This window comes from Mycobacterium adipatum (assembly GCF_001644575.1).
Classification (GTDB): Bacteria; Actinomycetota; Actinomycetes; order Mycobacteriales; family Mycobacteriaceae; genus Mycobacterium; species Mycobacterium adipatum.
In genome coordinates, this window is sequence record NZ_CP015596.1 from 1,976,884 (window position 1) to 1,995,618 (window position 18,735).

The following is an 18,735-nucleotide window of genomic DNA, read 5'->3' on the forward strand; positions in this document are numbered from 1 at the left end:
ATGGCCGAGACACGACGCACAGGAATTGCACCGGGCTGGTGGACGCTGCTGTTGGTGGTGTTTGTGGTGGCCGCCGTCTGGCTGTCGTTCGCGTTGTTCACCGGTTCGCTGCGCAAGACCGTTCCGGTGACGCTGACCGCGGACCGATCCGGGCTGGTGATGGAGACCAACGCCAAGGTCAAGATGCGCGGCGTGCAGGTCGGCAGGGTCGTCGCGATCAGCGGCGGTGACTCCGAGGCCGCGTCGCCGGTCAAGTTGCGCCTCGACATCGACCCCGACCAGATCCGTTTCATCCCGGCCAATGTCGAGGCCCGCATCCGGGCCACCACGATCTTCGGTGCCAAGTTCGTCGACCTCGTCTACCCGGAGAGCCCGAGCGCCGAGCGGCTGAAGTCCGGCCAGGTGCTCGAATCGCTCAACGTCACCACCGAGGTCAACACCGTCTTCGAGAATCTCGTGGGCGTGCTCGAACAGGTCGACACCGCCAAGCTGAACGCCACGCTGTCCGCGCTCGCCGAAGGCGTCCGCGGCCGCGGGGAGGTGATCGGGCAGGCCACCACCGACGCCAACCAGGTTCTGCTGGCGCTCAATCCGCGGGCCGAGACGATCCGTGCCGACTGGCAGGCCCTGAAGGGCTTCAGCGACGCCTACAGCGACGCCGCCCAGGGCATCCTGGCCACCTTGGACGCCGCCAGCACCACCGCGACCACGGTGAGCGCGAACTCCCGGCAGCTCGATGCGCTGCTCCTTGCGACAACCGGGTTGTCCAACAAGGGAATCGAGTTGCTGGCCCCGAACAACCCCAACCTGATCAAGGCCATCAACACGCTGGCGCCGACCACCGACCTGCTGCTGAAGTACAGCCCGTCCTACACCTGCCTGCTCACCGGCGCCAAATACCTGCTGGATCACGGTGGCTACGACGCCACCGGCGGCAACGGCAAGTCCTTCATCCTGGACACCAGCCTGATGCTCGGCGATGACCCGTACCGCTACCCGCAGAACCTGCCGATCGTCGGGGCCAAGGGCGGACCGGGCGGAAAGCCGGGTTGCGGCTCGCTGCCGAGCGTCGACGACAACTGGCCGGTGCGCCAGCTGATCACCAACACCGGTTTCGGTACCGGCGTGGACTGGCGACCCAACCCGGGTATCGCGTTCCCGACCTACGGCAACTGGCTGCCGGTCACCCGGGCCGTCCCCGAGCCGCCGAGCATCCGCAACACCTGGGGCGGACCGGCAATCGGGCCTATCCCGTACCCGGGTGCCCCGGCCTACGGCGCCCAGCTCTACGCCCCGGACGGCACGCCACTGTGGCCCGGTCTACCGCCGGCGCCGCCGCCGGGCGCACCGCGCGATCCCGGTCCGACCCCCGGTTCGGAGCCGTTCGTGGTGACCGCGCCCGGCGTCCAGCCGACACCGCTGCCACCGCAGCCGTTGCCGGTACCCGCCGCACCGGGCCCGTGACGTCCGACCTCAGCTGACCGACGAAGGAGAACCGAGCAGTCATGAAAGACAATCTGGGGGCCGCCATCTGGCGGCTCACCATCTTCCTGGCAGTGTGCCTGCTGGGTGTCTTCGGGCTGTTCGCGATCTTCTCCCAGCTGCGCTTCGGGGAGACGGAGAAGGGTTACCGCGCCGAGTTCTCGAATGTGGGTGGCATGGAGCCCGGCGATTTCGTGCGGATCGCCGGTGTCGAGGTCGGCAAGGTCGGCGACATGAAGATCCGCGATGACGGCACCGTGCTCGTCGACTTCACCGCCGACGAATCCGTCATGCTGACCCAAGGCACCCGCGCGGTGATCCGCTACGACGATCTCATCGGCGGGCGCTACCTCGGCCTGCTGGAGGGTGCCGGGGACACCGCGCGGCTGCAGCCCGGAGCGACGATCCCGTTGTCCCGCACGGCACCTCCGCTGGATCTGGACGCACTGATCGGTGGCTTCCGCCCGCTGTTCAAGGCGCTGGAACCCGACCAGGTCAACGCGCTGTCCGGCCAGCTGATCAGCGCACTGCAAGGGCAGGGCGCCACCATCGGGTCCTTCCTCAGCCAGACCGCGGCGCTGACCAACACCCTGGCCGATCGTGACCAGCTGATCGGTGAGGTCATCGTGAACCTGAACACGGTGATGGGTTCGCTCGGCGACCAGAACGAACAGTTCGCCAAGGCGGTGGACGGCCTGTCCGAATTGATCGAGGGACTGGCCGAGCGTCGCACCGATATCGCCAGTGGGGTGGCCTATGTCAGCGAAGCGGCGGGCAGCATCGCCGATCTGCTGGAGCAGGCCAGGCCGCCGCTGGCCAAGACCGTCCAGGAGACCGACCGTGCCGCCGGCATCGTCGTCGCCGATCACGAGTACTTCGACAACCTGATCAACACCCTTCCCGATGCGTATCAGGCATTGGCGCGGCAAGGCATCTACGGTGACTTCTTCAGCTTCTACCTCTGCGATATCGTCCTCAAGCTCAACGGTAAGGGCGGTCAGCCGGTGTATGTGAAGGCCGCCGGACAGAACAGCGGGAGGTGCACCCCGCGATGAAGTCTTTCGGAGAACGTAACCAGTTCGTGGTCGGCGCAGTGGGTCTCGCGATCATCGCGGCCATCGTGCTGGGTGCGCTGAACTACGACAAGCTGCCGTTCCTGAGCCAGGGCAAGAACTATTCCGCCTATTTCGCCGAGGCCAGTGGTATCCGCGACGGCGCGACCGTGCAGGTCTCCGGGATGCGGGTCGGCAGCGTCTCCGGGGTGGAATTGGACGGCCAGCGGGTGCTGGTCACCTTCAAGATCGATGGCGATGTGCGGATCGGCGATCGCAGTGAGGCCGCGGTGAAGACCAAAAGCCTGCTGGGCACCAAATATCTCGAGGTCACACCGCGTGGGGACGGCTGGCAGGACGGCACCATTCCCCTGGACCGCACGACGCCCGCCTATCAGCTGCCCGATGCGCTCGGTGACCTGTCGGCCACCATCAGCGGGTTGAACACCAACCAGCTCTCGGATTCGCTGCGGGTGCTCTCGGAGACCTTTGCCGACACCCCGCCCGAGCTGCGGGTGGCCATCGAGGGGGTGTCCCGGTTCTCCGAGACCCTCAACGAGCGTGACGCCGAGCTGCGTTCGCTGTTGGGCAACGCCAACAAGGCCACCACGGTGCTGGCCGAGCGCAGCGACCAGATTGTCGGTCTGGTGCGCAACAGCAATGCGCTGTTGGCCGAGCTGCGGGCACAAAGCGCTGCGCTGGACGCGATCTCGGGCAACATCTCGGCGCTGAGCCGTCAGCTGCGGGGCTTCATCGCCGAGAACGACGAAACCCTCAAACCGGCGATCGACAAACTCAACGGCGTGCTGACCATCCTGGACAATCGCAAGGAACGGCTGCAGAAATCGCTGAAGCTGATGGGTGACTACGCGATGTCGTTGGGCGAGTCGGTCTCCGGCGGGCCGTTCTTCAAGTCCTATGTCGCCAACCTGCTCCCAGGACAGTTCGTGCAGCCGTTCATCGACGCCGCGTTCTCCGATCTGGGACTGGACCCCAATGTGCTGCTGCCCTCGGAACGCACCGATCCGCAGGTCGGGCAGGCCGGCACTCCCGCGATGCCGGTGCCCTACCCGCGGACCGGTCAAGGCGGCGATCCACGTCTGAACCTGCCCGATGCCATCACCGGCAATCCCGGTGACCTCGGCTGCGGCCCGCCCGGGATTCCGCTGCCCGGACCGACCGGGTGTTACCCCTATCGCGAGCCGATTCCGGCACCGCCGCCGGGCGGACCGCCGCCCGGACCGCCGGCGGTGGCACCGCCGGGGATCGCGTCGACACCGACCCCTCCGGGCCCGGTGTACGTGCCCGCCCCCGGTGAGCCCGCGCCGCACGGTGCCGGTTCCGGCGCAGAACCGGGAGTGGGTTGATGGCAACACCTTCCAAGCCGCGCACGCGGACCTTCCTGGCGGTGGCCCTGGTGGCGCTGTTGGCCGCCGGTGTGTTAGTGGTGATCAAGGTCGGCGACACCATCAACCGGGTCAACGTCGTCGCCTACTTCGACAGCAGCAACGGCATCTTCGAGGGCGATGACGTCGTGATCCTCGGCGTGCCGGTCGGGCGGATCGACAAGATCGAGCCGGAGCCCGAACGGGTCAAGATCTCGTTCTGGTACGACGCACGCCACAAGGTGCCCGCCGACGTCAATGCGGCGATCCTCTCGCCGATGCTGGTGACGTCGCGGGCAATCCAGCTGACCCCGACCTACTCCGGTGGTCCGGTGCTGCAGAACGACGCCGTGATCGACCAGAACCGCACCGTGGTGCCGGTCGAGTACGACGATGTCCGCGAACAGTTGCACCGCATCACCGAGACGCTGCAGCCCACCGAGCCCGGCGGGGTCAGCGAACTCGGTGCCTTCATCAACACCGCCGCGGACAACCTGCGCGGCCAGGGCGCCGACATTCGCGCCACCTTGGTCAAACTGTCCCAGGCGATTTCGGCCGTCGGTGACCACAGCACCGATGTCTTCGCCACGGTCAAGAACCTGTCGATCCTGGTCTCGGCATTGCAGGACAGCACCGATGTGATGCGGGCGCTGAACCAGAACCTGGCCTCGGTGACCGGCACGCTGGCCGACAACCCGGACGAGGTCGGCACCGCTGTGCAGGATCTCGCCGACACGGTCGGTCTGGTACAGACGTTCGTGGCCGATAACCGCGAGAGCCTGGGCACCACATCGGATCGACTGGCCGGGGTGACCCAGGCCCTCAACGACAGCCTCGCCGACGTCAAGCAGTTCCTGCATGTGGCGCCCACGTCGTTCCAGAACTACATCAACATCTATCAGCCCGCCCAGGGTGCGGTGTCGAGCGTGCCGGTGATCAACAACTTCGCCAACCCGATCAGCTTCCTGTGCGGCGCGGTGCAGGCGGCCTCGCGCCTGGGTGCCGAGCAGTCCTCGAAGCTGTGCGTGCAGTACTTGGCGCCGATCATCAAGAACCGCCAGTACAACTTCCTGCCGATCGGCCAGAACCTGCTGGTCGGGACGCAGGCACGCCCGAATGAAGTGACCTACAGCGAGGATTGGATGCGTCCGGACTACATCCCGCCGCCGGGGCCCGCGCCCGTGCCGCCGCCGGCCGGTGCGGTCCCGGTGCCGGGTGGGCCGCCGCTGGCCGCCGAGGCGCCCGGCGTGGGCCTGGCCACCAACCCGGCCGACGGGTTGCCCGGCCTGATGGTGCCGACGGGACCGGGATCATGACGACACGGGTGCGCCTCGCCGGCGCGGTGTTGGTGATCGCGGCCGCCGTCACCGGATGCCAGTGGAAGGGCCTCAATTCGGTCGCGCTGCCGGGTGTCGAGGGCGTCGGGCCGGGGTCCTACACGGTGCAGGCGCAGATGCCCGATGTCGATCACCTCTCCCCGAACTCGCGGGTGCGCGTCGACGACGTGACGGTCGGCAACGTGACCAAGATCGAGCGCCAGGGCTGGCACGCGCTGGTCACCATGAGCCTCAACGAGAATGTCGTGCTGCCCGCGAACGCGACCGCGACGCTCGGCCAGACCAGCCTGCTCGGTTCCGAGCACATCGAATTGGCGCCACCCACCGACACCGCCCCGCAGGGCCGGTTGAAGCCGGGAGCGGTGATTCCGCTGGAGTCCAGCGGCACGTTCCCCACCACCGAGCAGACACTGGCGGCGATCTCGTTGCTGCTCAACGGCGGTGGTGTCGGCCAGGTTCAGGACATCACGACGGCGTTCAGCACCGCCTTCACCGGGCGCGAGGCCGACCTGCGCAGCCTGATCGAGCAACTCGACATCTTCATCGCCTACAACAACGACCAGAAGGACGACATCATCGCCGCGGCCGAGAGCCTGAACTCTCTGGTCGGCCAGGTCGCCGAGCAGAAGCCGGTGGTGGACAAGGCGTTGCAGACGATTCCCGACGCACTGCAGGTGCTCAAGGACCAACGCGAGATGTTGGCGGAGGCGCTCGTACAGCTGGGCAGGTTCAGTGCGCTGGCCGCGGATGCGACCAGCCAGACCAGGGAGGCGCTCGTCGCCGAGCTGAAGGCCCTGGGGCCCACCCTGGAACAGCTGGCCAATGCCGGGCCGGCGCTGACCCGCTCGCTGAGCTTCCTGACCACCTATCCGTTCCCGAAGGAAACCATCACCAATTGGATGCGCGGTGACTACGCCAACCTGACCCTGGTGGTCGACCTGACGCTGAGCCGTGTCGACCAGGGCCTGTTCACCGGCACCCGGTGGGAGGGCGACCTGACCGAGTTGGAGATGCAGTGGGGCCGCACCATCGGTCAGCTTCCCAGCCCGTACACCGGGGTGAATCCGCTACTCGCGCCGTACCGGTGGGATCAGGGGCGATGACATGATCCTGACCAGGAGAATCCTGATCCAGATGGCGGTGTTCATCGCCATCTCGGTCGTCGCGATCGGCATCATGGCCTTCAGCTACATGCGGTTGCCGAACCTGCTGTTCGGCGCCGGGCATTACCGCGTCACCCTCGAGCTGCCCGAGACCGGCGGCCTGTACCCGCGCGGCAATGTCACCTACCGCGGATCGCAGGTGGGCCGGGTGGAGGAGGTCGGCCTCACCGACCGGGGCACCGTCGAGGCGAAACTGTCGCTGACCGACGATGTGTCGATCCCGGCCGACCTGGACGCCGCGGTGCACAGCCAGACCGCCGTCGGTGAACTGTTCGTCGAGCTGATGCCGCGCAGCGGGGACGGGCCCACGCTGCGCGACGGAGATGTCATCCCGCTGGACCGCACCACCGTCCCGATGGATGTCAACACCCTGCTGGACGCGACCAACCGTGGCCTGCAAGCCATTCCGGGTGACAACCTGCGCACCGCCGTCGACGAGGCCTACCTGGCGGTCGGCGGATTGGGCCCGGACCTGTCGCGGCTGGTGAAGGGTTCCACCCAGCTGGCCATCGATGCACGGGCCAACCTGGATTCGCTGACCACCCTGATCGACGAGTCGAAGCCGGTGCTCGATACCCAGACCGACACCTCCGGCGCGATCCGCGCGTGGGCGTCGAACCTGGCGACCATCACCGGCGAACTGCGCGACCACGACGATGCGGTCCGGGGCTTGCTGGAACGGGGACCCGGTGCCGCCGAGGAAGTGCGGGCGCTGCTGGACAGGCTGCAGCCGACGCTGCCGATCGTGCTCGCCAACCTGGCCAGCGTGAACCCGGTCCTGGTCACCTACCAGCCCGCGCTGGAGCAGCTGCTGGTGCTGCTGCCGCAGGGCACCGCCACCACCCAGGCCACCGGTACCGCCAACCGGAACACCAAGCAGGACTACAAGGGCGCGTACCTGAACTTCAATCTGAACCTGAACCTGCCACCCACGTGCACGACCGGCTTCCTGCCGCCGCAGCAGCAGCGTGTCGCCAGCCTGGAGGACTACCCGGACCGGCCGGCCGGTGACCTGTACTGCCGGGTCCCGCAGGACTCCGCGTTCAACGTGCGTGGCGCCCGCAACCTGCCGTGCCTGACGGTGCCGGGCAAGCGTGCTCCCAGCGTCGCGATGTGCGAGAGCGACGAGAACTACGTCCCGCTCAACGACGGCTTCAACTGGAAGGGCGATCCGAACGCCACCATGTCCGGGCAGTCCATCCCGCAGGTCAGGCCGGGGACACCACCTGCGGAAACAGTGCCGCCGCCGGCCGCGGCGCCCCCGCCTGTCGCAGCCGCTGAATACGATCCGGCCAGCGGCACGTACGTTGGACCGGACGGGCAGGTGTACACCCAATCGAACCTGGCCCGCACCGCGAACGAGGAGCAAACATGGCAGACGATGCTGCTACCCCCTCCGGGGAAGTGAGCGAGTCCGCATCCGACACCGAGGAGACCGTATCCGCTGACGCCGACGAGTCGGTGCAGGACTTCGACGCCGCGGTGGCCGACGACGAGTTGGCCGAGGACGAGTTGGCCGACGACGCGGAGGCCGAAGCGGCCGCCAAGCCCGGGATCTCGCATGTCCGCCTGGCCACCATCGCCGGGCTCGTGGTGGTGCTCGCGCTGGCCGGCCTGGTGGGCTGGCTCGGTTTCCGCACCTACGAATCGCGTCAGCTCGAGGACCAACGTCAGCTGTTCCTGCAGGTCGGCCGCCAGGGGGCGATCAACCTCACCACGATCGACTGGGAGCATGCCGAGGCCGATGTGCAGCGCATCCTGGACTCCGCCACCGGCACCTTCTATGACGATTTCCAGCAGCGCGCGGCGCCGTTCATCGACGTCGTCAAGCAAGCACAGTCCAAATCCGTCGGGATGGTGACCGAGGCGGGCCTGGAATCCGAGTCCGACACCGAGGCCAGTGTGCTCGTCGCGGTGACGGTGCAGACGTCCAATGCCGGTGCCGCCGAGCAGCAACCGCGGCTGTGGCGGATGCGCGTGACGGTCCAGGATGTCGGCGATGATCAGGTGAAGGTGTCCAACGTGGAGTTCGTGCCGTGACCGAGAAGAACGCCCCCGCCGAGGGCGGCGCATCCGATGACCTGGAGCCCGAGGTGACCGACGCCGAGTCGGGCGCCGTCGAACTCGACGAGGCCGCCGATGTGCCCGCGGAGACCGAGTCGGCCGAGGCGACCGAACCCGCCTCCCCGGCGAAGCGGTCCATCGAATGGCCCCGGGTGCTGGCCTACGGCATTCTGCCCGGTCTGGCCTTGGTACTGGGTCTGGGCGCCGGTTTCCTGAAGTGGCAGGACAATTCGGTGCGCGACGGGGACAGCGCGGCCGTCGAATCCGTTCAGGCCGCCAAGGACAGCACGGTGGCGTTGCTGTCCTACAAGCCGGACACCGTGGAACAACAGCTCTCCGATGCCCGTTCGCTGCTCACCGGAGACTTCCAGCAGGCCTACACCGATCTGACCACCGACGTCGTCATCCCCGGCTCGAAGGAGAAGCAGATCTCCGCGGTGGCCACCGTTCCCGCGGCCGCCTCGGTGCAGGCCGACCCGAATCGTGCGGTGGTGCTGGTGTTCGTCAACCAGACCGTCGTGGTCGGTGCCGACGCGCCGACCGACACCGCCTCCAGTGTGCGGGTCACCCTGGAGAAGTCCGGCGACCGCTGGCTGATCTCGGCCTTCGAACCGGTCTAGGGGCACCCGGTGACCGGCCAGATCGACGTCGTGGGTGACGATGTCACCCTGCGTGCGTTGACCTGGGGTGACTGGGACGACCGTGACGCGCCGGTCGCCGTGTGCCTGCACGGGTTTCCGGATACCGCCCATGGCTGGCGCAAGGTGGCCCCGCAGCTCGCCGATGCCGGCTGGCGGGTGGTGGCCCCGTTCATGCGGGGGTACGCGCCGTCCTCGCTGTCCGCCGAGGGCAGCTACCACGTGGGCGCGCTGATGGATGATGCGCTGCGGGTGCTCGACGCCGCCGGTCCCACCGGGCGCGACGTCATCATCGGCCATGACTGGGGTGCGATCGCCGCCACCGGTCTGGCGGCCATGCCGGGCAGCCCTTTCGACAAGGCCGTCATCATGTCGGTGCCCCCGTCGGCAGCATTCCGGCAGCGCTCCGACATGGCCCGGTTGGCCGCGCAGCTGCCGCGTCAGTTGCGGCGCAGCTGGTACATCCTGTTCTTCCAATTGCCCTGGCTGCCAGAACAATCCGCGGCACGGGTGGTGCCCAAGCTGTGGCGGGACTGGTCCCCGGGATATGACGGCGCCGAGGATGTGCGCCTGGTGCTCGACGCGATCGGAGCGCCGGAGCGCTGGCGGGCGGCGCTGGGCTACTACCGGGCGACGGTGCGCAACAGTCGCCCGCCGGCCCGCTACGCCGAGTTGCACCGGCACTGGCTGTCCGCGCCCGTTCTGCCGACGCTCTACCTGCATGGCACCGACGACGGTTGTGCGTCTTCGGATTACACCGAGTGGGTGCGCCAAGTGCTGCCGACCGGCAGCACCGCCCACGTCATCGACGGCGGCGGGCACTTCCTGCAGCTCGATCAGCCCGCTGCCACCGCGGAACGCATCCTGGATTTCATCGGAAGTGGCCGCTAACCGGCTGACCGCGGTCGACGCCCAGATGTTCTGGATGTCGGCCAGAATGCCCAACGACACCTTCCTGCTGTACGGATTCGACGGTGTCCCCGCCGACCTGGACGCGGCGATCGGTGCGCTCATCACACATGCCGGCACCAGCCCGGATCTCAACCGGCGGGTGGCCGATGGTTCGCGGTGGCGCTACCCACGCTGGGTACCGCACCAGGTCGGTACCGGACAGTTCATCGTGCACGATCTGGTCGACACCTCGTGGCGGGGCTGTCTGGCGGCGGTGAGCGCGCTCGTCGACGATCAGCTCGACGCGACGGTGCTGCCCTGGCGGTTGCACCTGTTCGTCGGCGTCCAGGGTGTCCCCGGCACCGTAGATGACGCGACGGTCGCGGTCCTGCAGATCACCCACACCCTGGGTGGTGGTGGGCGGACCTGCGGGCCGGCGGCGGTGATGTTCGGCGGCTCCGCGTCGGTGGACCCGGTCGCGCCCGAGCACGCCCATCCCGTCCTGCTGCCGTGGCGCAGTGTGCAGGCCGCGCGCACATACCGGCAGCTGATGCGTGACACCGAGGCCGCTCTGGTGCCACCCCCGGCCGCACCGTGTACCCCGTTGCGCACCAACGCCAGCCCGGTCGGGCGGCGGCTCATGCGTACCGTCACCCGTGATCGCGCTCAACTCTGTGGCACGACCGTCACGGTCGCCGCGCTGTCCGCGATCTCCGAGGCGCTGGCCGGTCAGCTCACGAAACTCGGCGTCGAGGTGGGGGAACTCGGCGCCGAGGTGACCATGGCCAAGCCCGGTCCGCGTCGCGCCTACAACCATTTCGGCACCGTCGGCGTCGGACTGCACCCGGGCCTGCTCGACGAGCAACGCGTCGATGCGATCGCCGCAGACCTGGCCGACCGTCGCCGACGCGCCGCGCATCCGGCGATGCGCGCCTCCGAGCGCGCCTTCGATGCCACCCCCGCGCGGCTGTTGCGCTGGGGGATAAGCCAGTTCGACCCGTCGGTGCGCTCGGCGACGGTAACCGGCAACACCGTGGTGTCCAGTGTCAACTGCGGGGCGGCGGATTTCGCGTTCGGGGGCCGTCCGGTGCGGATGGCCGCCGCGTTCCCCGGTCTGTCGCCGATGGTGGGCATCACCCACTGCGTGACCGGCGTCGGTGACACCATCACGCTCAGCGTGTACGCCGCCGAATCGGCGATCGGCGATATCGACGAGTATGCGCAGCGGCTGGAGTTCGCTCTTTAGGTCGCCGAGTGGCCACTTATCACACGGCTCTTCGTGGTTTGCGTGACATAACTGGCCACTCGGCGGTGCTCAGTGTGGATGGGGGGTGGGCGGTGACGTAACAGATGGCCTAGATTCTGTTACGTGGCTGACTCCTCTTCCTATGATGTGGCGCTCCTGCTCCTGCGCGTTGTTCTCGGTCTGACCATGGCCGCCCACGGTTACAACAAGTTCTTCGGCGGTGGACGCATCCCGGGCACCGCGGGCTGGTTCGACAGCATCGGCATGAAGCCGGGCCTGTTCCACGCGCGGGTGGCGGCCAGCACCGAGATCGCCGCGGGGCTGGGCTTGGCGCTGGGCCTGCTGACGCCGATCCCGGCCGCCGGATTCGTGGCGCTCATGCTGGTCGCGGCCTGGACCGTGCACCGGCACAACGGCTTCTTCATCGTCAAGGAGGGCTGGGAGTACAACCTGGTGCTCGCGGTGGCGGCGGTCGCCATCGCCGGCCTCGGGGCCGGTCGCTACAGCCTGGACCACCTGCTGTTCTCCGGCACCGAGGTGGCGTCCTGGCTGTCGGGCTGGTGCGGTCTGGCCATCGCCGCGGGTCTCGGTCTGCTCGGCGGTATCGGGCAGCTGGTCATCTTCTTCCGCCCGCCGGCCAAGACCAGCTGACACCGTCGGCGCACCTGCCGAGATGACCGAACTGCTGGCCTCGGACTAGAACACGTTCTAGTCTTGCCGGCATGGGATTCCTGAAGCAGAACACTCCGGTGATCGACTTCGAGGAGTGGAGCAAGGGCACCCGCGCCGAGCGGATCGTGCCGATGGCGCGGCACTGGGCCGAGGTCGGCTTCGGCACTCCGGTCGCGCTGCACCTGTTCTATGTCCTCAAGATCCTGGCCTACGTCGTGGTGGCCTGGGTGCTGGTGCTCGCGAGTACCGACGGTCTCGGGGGTTTCACCGAGTTCTCGTCGTGGTACAACGAGCCGATCCTCTATCAGAAGGTCGTGTTCTACACGATGCTGTTCGAGGTCGTCGGTCTCGGTTGTGGTTTCGGCCCGTTGAACAATCGGTTCTTCCCGCCGATGGGTTCCATCCTGTATTGGCTACGGCCCAAGACGATTCGGCTCCCGCCGTGGCCCAACCGGATCCCGCTGACCAAGGGGGACAGCCGCGGCCCGGTGGATGTGCTGCTCTACGGGGCGCTGCTGGTGATGCTCGTGGTCGCGCTGTTCTCCCAGGGCACCGGCCCGATCCCGGAACTGGGCACCGAGGTGGGCGTGCTGCCGGTGTGGCAGACGGCGGCCATCCTGGTGCTGCTCGCGCTGGCCGGACTGCGGGACAAGGTGATCTTCCTGGCCGCCCGCGGCGAGGTGTACGGATCGCTGGCGGTGTGCTTCCTGTTCACCGGCGCCGACATCATCATCGCCGCGAAGTTCGTCTGCCTGGTGATCTGGCTGGGCGCGGCGACCTCGAAGCTCAACAAACACTTCCCGTTCGTCATCTCCACGATGATGAGCAACAATCCGGTCTTCCGGTCACCGGCGATCAAACGAAAGTTCTTCGAGCACTTCCCCGATGATCTACGTCCCGGCCGGGCGTCCCGGTTCATCGGTCACTTCTCCACCGCGGTCGAGGGGCTGGTGCCGCTGGTGCTGTTCTTCAGTCACGGCGGGTGGGCGACGGCCATCGCGGCCTTTGTGATGCTGGTGTTCCATTTCGGCATCCTGAGCTCGATCCCGATGGGGGTCCCGCTGGAGTGGAACGTGTTCATGATGTTCAGCGTGCTGGCGCTGTTCGTCGGCCATTCCGATATCGGACTCGGCGATCTGTCCAGCCCCTGGCCGATCGTCTTGCTGGTCGTGGTGGCCGGCACCGTCATATTGGGAAACCTGTTCCCGCGCAAGGTGTCCTTCCTGCCCGGCATGCGCTACTACGCCGGTAACTGGGACACCTCGCTGTGGTGCATCAAGCCCTCGGCCGATGCCAAGATCGCCGCGGGCATCGTCGCGATCGCCAGCATGCCCGCCGCGCAGCTGGAGAAGTTCTACGGCAGCAAGGAGGCCGCACAGATCCCGATGTACATGGGATATGCGTTCCGCTCCTTCAACACTCACGGCCGGGCGCTGTTCACCCTGGCACACAGGGCGATGGCCGGGTACGACGAGGACGATTACACCCTCACCGACGGTGAGCGCATCGTCAGCACGGCCATCGGGTGGAACTTCGGTGACGGCCACATGAGCAACGAACAGCTGGTGGCCGCCTTGCAGTCGCGATGCCATTTCGAACCGGGGGAGGTGCGGATCGTGATGCTCGACGCGCAACCCATCCACCGCCAGACCCAGCGGTACCGTTTGGTCGACGCCGCCACCGGCGAGTTCGAACGTGGCTACGTCAAGGTCGCCGATATGGTCGTCCGTCAGCCGTGGGATGACACCGTGCCGGTCTACGACGTGCAGACGCCGGGCCCCGCGTCCTCCAGCGGCGTCAGATCATGACGTCGCGGACCTTGACCGACTCCATGCCCTTGAGGAGCAGTTCGCGTGCCGTGTCCAGGTGTTTGCGCCAATGCGCCTCGGCGGCCTCGCCGTCGCCGGAACGCATCAGCGTCATCAGCCGCTTGTAGGACCGCATCAGCAGTTCGTAGTCGGATTTGGACAGCGGCCGGTTCTCCTTCATGGCCAACGCGGTGTGCCGCACGGTGATCTCGTGCAACATCCCGGCCATGAGGGTCAGCGTGGCGTTGCCCGACAGCTCGACCACCCGCTGATGGAAGTCGCCGGTCGTCTCGGCCATCCGGCCGGTGTCGCGCCCGGAGGGGACATGCTCGGCGATCATCGTGTCGAGCTCGTCGAATGCCTCGGTGTTGCCGGACTCGGTGAGCAGGCGCACAGCCATCGGCTCGATACCGGCGCGGGCCGTCATCACGTCGGCGATGGTCGCCCCGGACAGCTCCAGCAACAGCCCCGCCGGGCGTGCCACGATCTCCGGGCCGGGCACCCGTACCCGCGCGCCGGTGCGTGAGCCACGGCGTACCTCGACGAGACGCTCGGATTCCAGCACCCGGACCGCCTCGCGCAGCGTCGGGCGGCTCACTCCGAAGTGGGCCATCAGCTCGGCCTCGTTGGGCAGGTAGTCGCCCTCCTTGAGCTGGCCGTCGACGACCATCCGGCGCAGCGTCCCGGCCACCAGTTCGGCCGTCTTCGGTGACCGAATGGGCGCGCCGGCCACCGCCGGGACGGCGCTGCGGCCGATCATCGGCGAGAGCGGGGTGCTGCCGGCCACGGGGTCACTCCTCGTCAGTACGCTGGTATCAGGTGTTCAACTCAGTAAACCATGTTGGCCACCCCGGCGCGTGCACCCGCGTTCATCCGCGCTCTACCAACCAGTAGGTTGACCTAGTAAACCTCCTGCTCTAGGTTCGATTTAAGCCCATCCATATATGGAGCGCCAACCACCTTCGAAGGAGAAGTCCATGGCTGAAGCCGTCATCGTCGAGGCTGTCCGTTCACCAGTCGGCAGGCGCAACGGCGCACTGTCCGGCGTGCACCCGTCCGAACTGTCGGCCCAGGTGCTCAACGGCCTGGTGCAGCGTGCCGGCATCGATCCGGCGCTCGTCGACGACGTGATCTGGGGCTGTGTCATGCAGGCCGGGGAGCAGGCGCTCGACATCGCCCGTACCGCCGTGCTGACCGCCGGGTGGCCCGAGTCCGTCCCCGGCGTCACGGTGGACCGCCAGTGCGGATCGAGCCAGCAGTCGCTGCACTTCGCCGTCGCCGGTGTGATCGCCGGTCACTACGACGTCGTCGTCGCCGGTGGTGTCGAGTCGATGTCGCGCACCCCGATGGGTTCCTCGTTGGCCAATGGCGGACACCCCTACCCGGAGGCGTTCCGGACCCGCTACGAGCAGACCCCGAACCAGGGCGTCGGCGCGGAGATGATTGCCGAGCAGTGGGGATTCTCGCGTACCCAGCTCGATGAGTTCTCCCTGCGCTCGCACGAAAAAGCCGCCGCCGCACAGGATTCCGGTGCCTTCAAGGACCAGATCGTGGGCATCAAGACCAAGGACGCCGACGGCAACGACACCGTCGTGCTCGAAGACGGCGGCATCCGCCGCGGTGGCACCGTGGAGTCCATGGCCGCCATCAAGCCCGCCTTCAAGGAGGACGGTGTGATCCACGCCGGTAACTCCAGCCAGATCTCCGACGGCTCGGCCGCGCTGCTGGTCATGTCGGCCGAGAAGGCCAAGGACCTCGGTCTCAAGCCGCTCGCCAAGGTGCACACCGCTGTGCTCGCCGGCGCCGACCCGGTCATCATGCTGACCGCACCCATCCCGGCCACCCAGAAGGCGCTGGCCAAGTCCGGTCTCAGTGTCGACCAGATCGGTGCGTTCGAGGTCAACGAGGCGTTCGCCCCGGTCCCGATGGCGTGGCTGAAGGATATCGGCGCCGACGAGAATCGGCTCAACCCCAACGGCGGCGCCATCGCGCTGGGCCACCCGCTCGGCGGTTCCGGTGCGCGCATCCTGACCACGCTGCTTTACCACATGCGGGACAACAACATTCAGTACGGCCTGCAGACCATGTGCGAGGGTGGCGGCCAGGCCAACGCGACCATCCTGGAGCTGCTGTGAGCGACGAGCAGGCCGGAGCGCTCACCGAGAAGCGCGGCAATGTTCTGATCATCACGATCAACCGGCCCGACGCCCGCAACGCGGTCAACGCGGCGGTGTCGACCGCGGTCGGCGATGCCCTGCAGGCCGCCCAGGACGACCCGGACGTCCGGGTCATCGTGCTGACCGGCTCGGGGGACAAGTCCTTCTGCGCCGGAGCGGATCTGAAGGCCATCTCGCGCGGGGAGAACCTGTTCCATCCGGAGCATCCGGAGTGGGGTTTCGCCGGGTACGTGCGGCACTTCGTCGACAAGCCGACGATTGCCGCGGTGAACGGCACCGCCCTCGGTGGCGGCACCGAGCTGGCGCTGGCCAGTGACCTGGTGGTCGCCGAGGAGCGCGCGAAATTCGGTCTGCCGGAGGTGAAGCGCGGTCTGATCGCCGGCGCCGGCGGGGTGTTCCGCATCGTGGCGCAACTGCCGCAGAAGCTGGCACTTGAGCTGGTGTTCACCGGAGAACCGCTGTCCTCGGCCGACGCGCTCAAATGGGGTCTGATCAACAAGGTCGTGCCCGACGGCACCGTCGTGGACGCGGCACTGGAGCTGGCCGAACGGATCGCGGTCAACGCGCCGTTGGCGGTTCGGGCGAGCAAGAGGGTGTCCTACGGGGCGGTCGACGGCGTCGTCGCCGCCGACGAGCCGTTCTGGAAGCAGACGTTCGGCGAGTTCGCGACGCTGCTCAAGACCGAGGACGCCATGGAGGGACCGTTGGCCTTCGCGCAGAAGCGCGAGCCCGTCTGGAAGGCAAAGTAAGCAGTGAAGAGACTGGTTTTCGAAACCGAGCACGAGCAACTCCGGGAAACCGCCAAGCAGTTCCTGGAGAAGGAGTGTCTGCCCAACGTCGAGAAGTGGGAGGCCAACCGCCTCGTCGACCGTGAAGCCTATGTGGCCGCAGGCAATTACGGATTGATCGGGTTCAACATGCCCGAAGAGTACGGCGGCGGCGGCGTCGACGACTTCCGCTTCAATGCCGTGATCGTCGAGGAGTTCTCGAAGTTCGGCCTGGCCTGCCCCGGCGTGAGCCTGCAGAACGACATCGTCGGCCCGTACTTCAAGAACCTGGCCACCACCGAGCAGCTGGAGCGCTGGATGCCGGGCTTCGCCAGTGGCGAGCTGATCGGTGCCATCGCGATGAGCGAGCCCGGCGCGGGCAGCGATCTCGCGGGCATCAAGACCACCGCGGTGCGCGACGGCGATGACTACATCATCAACGGCGCCAAGACGTTCATCTCGGCCGGTATCAACTCCGACCTGGTGGTCGTGGTGGCGCGCACCGATCCCGAAGCCGGCCACAAGGGCTTCTCGCTGCTGGTGGTGGAGCGCGATATGCCGGGCTTCACCCGCGGCCGCAAGCTGGACAAGATGGGCCAGCACGCCGCGGACACCTCGGAGCTGAACTTCGAGGATGTCCGTGTCCCCGCGGCCAACCTGCTCGGCACCGAGGGCAAGGGCTTCTACCACTTGATGGAGAACCTGCCCTCGGAGCGGCTGTCCATCGCCATCGCCGGCATCGCCGGGGCGCGGGCCACCTTCAACGAGACCCTGCAATACGTCAAGGACCGCAAGGCCTTCGGGCAGCCCATCGGCAGCTTCCAGAACAGCCGCTTCGTGATGGCCGAGCTGGACACCGAACTCGACATCGCCGAGCAGTACATCGACCGCTGCCTGCAGGCTGTCGTGGACGGTGAGCTCACCGCGGTGCAGGCCTCCAAGGCGAAGTGGTGGTGCACCGAGCTCGGGAAGAAGGTCGTGGACTCCTGCCTGCAGCTGCACGGCGGCTACGGGTACATGAACGAGTACCGGGTCGCCAAGGACTACGTCGACGTGCGCATCCAGACGATCTACGGTGGCACCACCGAGATCATGAAGGAGATCATCGGCCGCGATCTGGGGCTGTAGACAGCACGCAAAAACGGCGCCCACTCGTCACGAGTGGGCGCCGTTTTTTATGCCTGTGCTAGCCCGCCGGTGCGGTCTCGGTGACGGTCACGGTCGTGGGCGCCTCGGCGGCCGGGCTGGTCGCCGACGTGGTCTCGGTGGCCGACGTCGTGGTTGTGGTGGTCACCGAGGTGCTGGTCGGCACCGAGGTGGCGGTGGTCACCGGGGTGGGCGCCAGCGCCGGGTCCAGCACGGTGTCGATGATGTAGACGCGCATGTGGTCGGCGCCGATGCCGCCGCATTCGACCTTGGCGTCGTTCACCGTGATGTCGCCGCCGGAGCCCTTGACGATCACCGGCTTACCCTGCTGGGTGTACACGGTGCCCTCGATATCGTCGGGACCGAGGATGCCGAGCGCCATGTGGTAGTACACCAGCGCGGTCAGCGCGACCGGATCGGTCTTGAGCTGCTCCAGCTTCTCGGGCGGCAGCTTCGCGAACGCGTCGTTGCTCGGCGCGAACACGATGTAGGGGCCGTTGTCGAGCACCGCGGCGACATTGACCTCGGGGTTCAGCTGGCCCGAGATCGCGCCGCTGAAGGTGGAGATGGCCGGAATGCTGGCCAGCGCGGTCGAGGACTGCGCCTTGGCCAATCCGGTCAGTGAACCGGGGCCGGTGGGCACCGACTTCACGGTCGCGTCACACGTGGGGCCCTTCGGTTCGGCGATCACCATGCCGGGGGTGGTGGTGGGATCGTCGGCGTGAGCCGTGACGGTGGTTCCTGCGAAGACGATGGCCGACGATGCGACCACGACGCCGAAGAGTTTGCCGGTGCGAGCGTGCACGTGTGTTTTCCTCCCGCTCATGACTGGGTCGGCGCGTCACAAGCGGGAACGCGGCTGACCGGTGTTTTTTACAGACTCGGTGTCAAATCCTCTGGCGTCCCC

General features: G+C 67.3%; 17 protein-coding genes. 15 read left to right on the forward strand and 2 right to left on the reverse strand.

Annotated features, from left to right (window positions below; genetic code table 11):
• The 12 genes from A7U43_RS09455 (at nt 1) to A7U43_RS09510 (ending at nt 13,738) form a co-directional block, all read left to right on the forward strand.
• Nucleotides 1–1,464 carry an MCE family protein gene (locus A7U43_RS09455; RefSeq protein WP_067993953.1) on the forward strand — a complete coding sequence of 488 codons (1,464 nt, stop codon included), beginning with the start codon at nt 1–3 and terminating at the stop codon, nt 1,462–1,464.
• Between the two features lie 41 nt (nt 1,465–1,505).
• Nucleotides 1,506–2,537: a virulence factor Mce family protein gene (locus A7U43_RS09460; RefSeq protein ID WP_067993956.1), complete on the forward strand. Its 1,032-nt coding sequence runs from the start codon at nt 1,506–1,508 to the stop codon at nt 2,535–2,537.
• Nucleotides 2,534–3,901, forward strand: a complete 1,368-nt coding sequence (locus A7U43_RS09465; RefSeq protein WP_068002292.1) for a virulence factor Mce family protein — start codon at nt 2,534–2,536, stop codon at nt 3,899–3,901. The genes A7U43_RS09460 and A7U43_RS09465 overlap by 4 nt, the downstream gene beginning before the upstream one ends.
• On the forward strand, nt 3,901–5,235 hold the full coding sequence (locus tag A7U43_RS09470) for an MCE family protein (RefSeq protein ID WP_067993959.1): 1,335 nt from the start codon (nt 3,901–3,903) through the stop codon (nt 5,233–5,235). Before A7U43_RS09465 ends, A7U43_RS09470 begins: the two co-directional genes overlap by 1 nt.
• Nucleotides 5,232–6,359 (forward strand): virulence factor Mce family protein, encoded by a 1,128-nt coding sequence (locus A7U43_RS09475; RefSeq protein WP_067993962.1) that lies wholly within the window; start codon nt 5,232–5,234, stop codon nt 6,357–6,359. The genes A7U43_RS09470 and A7U43_RS09475 overlap by 4 nt, the downstream gene beginning before the upstream one ends.
• A 1-nt stretch (nt 6,360) precedes the next feature.
• On the forward strand, nt 6,361–7,827 hold the full coding sequence (locus tag A7U43_RS09480) for an MCE family protein (protein WP_067993965.1): 1,467 nt from the start codon (nt 6,361–6,363) through the stop codon (nt 7,825–7,827).
• Nucleotides 7,791–8,459 (forward strand): tetratricopeptide repeat protein, encoded by a 669-nt coding sequence (locus A7U43_RS09485; protein ID WP_067993966.1) that lies wholly within the window; start codon nt 7,791–7,793, stop codon nt 8,457–8,459. The genes A7U43_RS09480 and A7U43_RS09485 overlap by 37 nt, the downstream gene beginning before the upstream one ends.
• Nucleotides 8,456–9,103, forward strand: a complete 648-nt coding sequence (locus A7U43_RS09490; protein ID WP_067993969.1) for a hypothetical protein — start codon at nt 8,456–8,458, stop codon at nt 9,101–9,103. Before A7U43_RS09485 ends, A7U43_RS09490 begins: the two co-directional genes overlap by 4 nt.
• 9 nt (nt 9,104–9,112) lie before the next feature.
• Nucleotides 9,113–10,012: an alpha/beta fold hydrolase gene (locus A7U43_RS09495; RefSeq protein ID WP_067993971.1), complete on the forward strand. Its 900-nt coding sequence runs from the start codon at nt 9,113–9,115 to the stop codon at nt 10,010–10,012.
• Nucleotides 10,002–11,258 (forward strand): WS/DGAT domain-containing protein, encoded by a 1,257-nt coding sequence (locus A7U43_RS09500; protein ID WP_156525871.1) that lies wholly within the window; start codon nt 10,002–10,004, stop codon nt 11,256–11,258. The genes A7U43_RS09495 and A7U43_RS09500 overlap by 11 nt, the downstream gene beginning before the upstream one ends.
• A gap of 186 nt (nt 11,259–11,444) precedes the next feature.
• Nucleotides 11,445–11,909, forward strand: coding sequence for a DoxX family protein (locus A7U43_RS09505; protein ID WP_068002298.1), 465 nt, complete (start codon nt 11,445–11,447; stop codon nt 11,907–11,909).
• Nucleotides 11,910–11,980: 71 nt separating this feature from the next.
• Entirely contained in the window at nt 11,981–13,738 is a 1,758-nt protein-coding gene (locus A7U43_RS09510) for a DUF3556 domain-containing protein (protein WP_067993976.1), read from the forward strand.
• On the opposite strand, the gene A7U43_RS09515 is transcribed toward A7U43_RS09510, so the two are convergent.
• Nucleotides 13,728–14,525, reverse strand: a complete 798-nt coding sequence (locus A7U43_RS09515) for a FadR/GntR family transcriptional regulator (RefSeq protein WP_067993979.1) — start codon at nt 14,523–14,525, stop codon at nt 13,728–13,730. The two genes, A7U43_RS09510 and A7U43_RS09515, sit on opposite strands and share 11 nt — an antisense overlap.
• 190 nt (nt 14,526–14,715) lie before the next feature.
• On the opposite strand from A7U43_RS09515, the gene A7U43_RS09520 reads away from it, so the two are divergent.
• Genes A7U43_RS09520 through A7U43_RS09530 form a run of 3 tightly spaced genes read left to right on the forward strand, consistent with a single transcriptional unit; the run spans nt 14,716 to nt 17,810 of the window.
• A complete protein-coding gene (locus tag A7U43_RS09520; protein ID WP_067993982.1) occupies nt 14,716–15,873 on the forward strand; it encodes a thiolase family protein in 1,158 nt (385 codons plus the stop codon).
• Nucleotides 15,870–16,664, forward strand: a complete 795-nt coding sequence (locus A7U43_RS09525; RefSeq protein WP_067993985.1) for a crotonase/enoyl-CoA hydratase family protein — start codon at nt 15,870–15,872, stop codon at nt 16,662–16,664. The genes A7U43_RS09520 and A7U43_RS09525 overlap by 4 nt, the downstream gene beginning before the upstream one ends.
• A gap of 3 nt (nt 16,665–16,667) precedes the next feature.
• Complete coding sequence (locus tag A7U43_RS09530; protein WP_067993987.1) at nt 16,668–17,810, forward strand: acyl-CoA dehydrogenase family protein; 1,143 nt, start codon at nt 16,668–16,670, stop codon at nt 17,808–17,810.
• Between the two features lie 58 nt (nt 17,811–17,868).
• On the opposite strand, the gene A7U43_RS09535 is transcribed toward A7U43_RS09530, so the two are convergent.
• Nucleotides 17,869–18,633, reverse strand: a complete 765-nt coding sequence (locus A7U43_RS09535; RefSeq protein ID WP_067993990.1) for a fasciclin domain-containing protein — start codon at nt 18,631–18,633, stop codon at nt 17,869–17,871.
• Nucleotides 18,634–18,735: the final 102 nt, after the last annotated feature.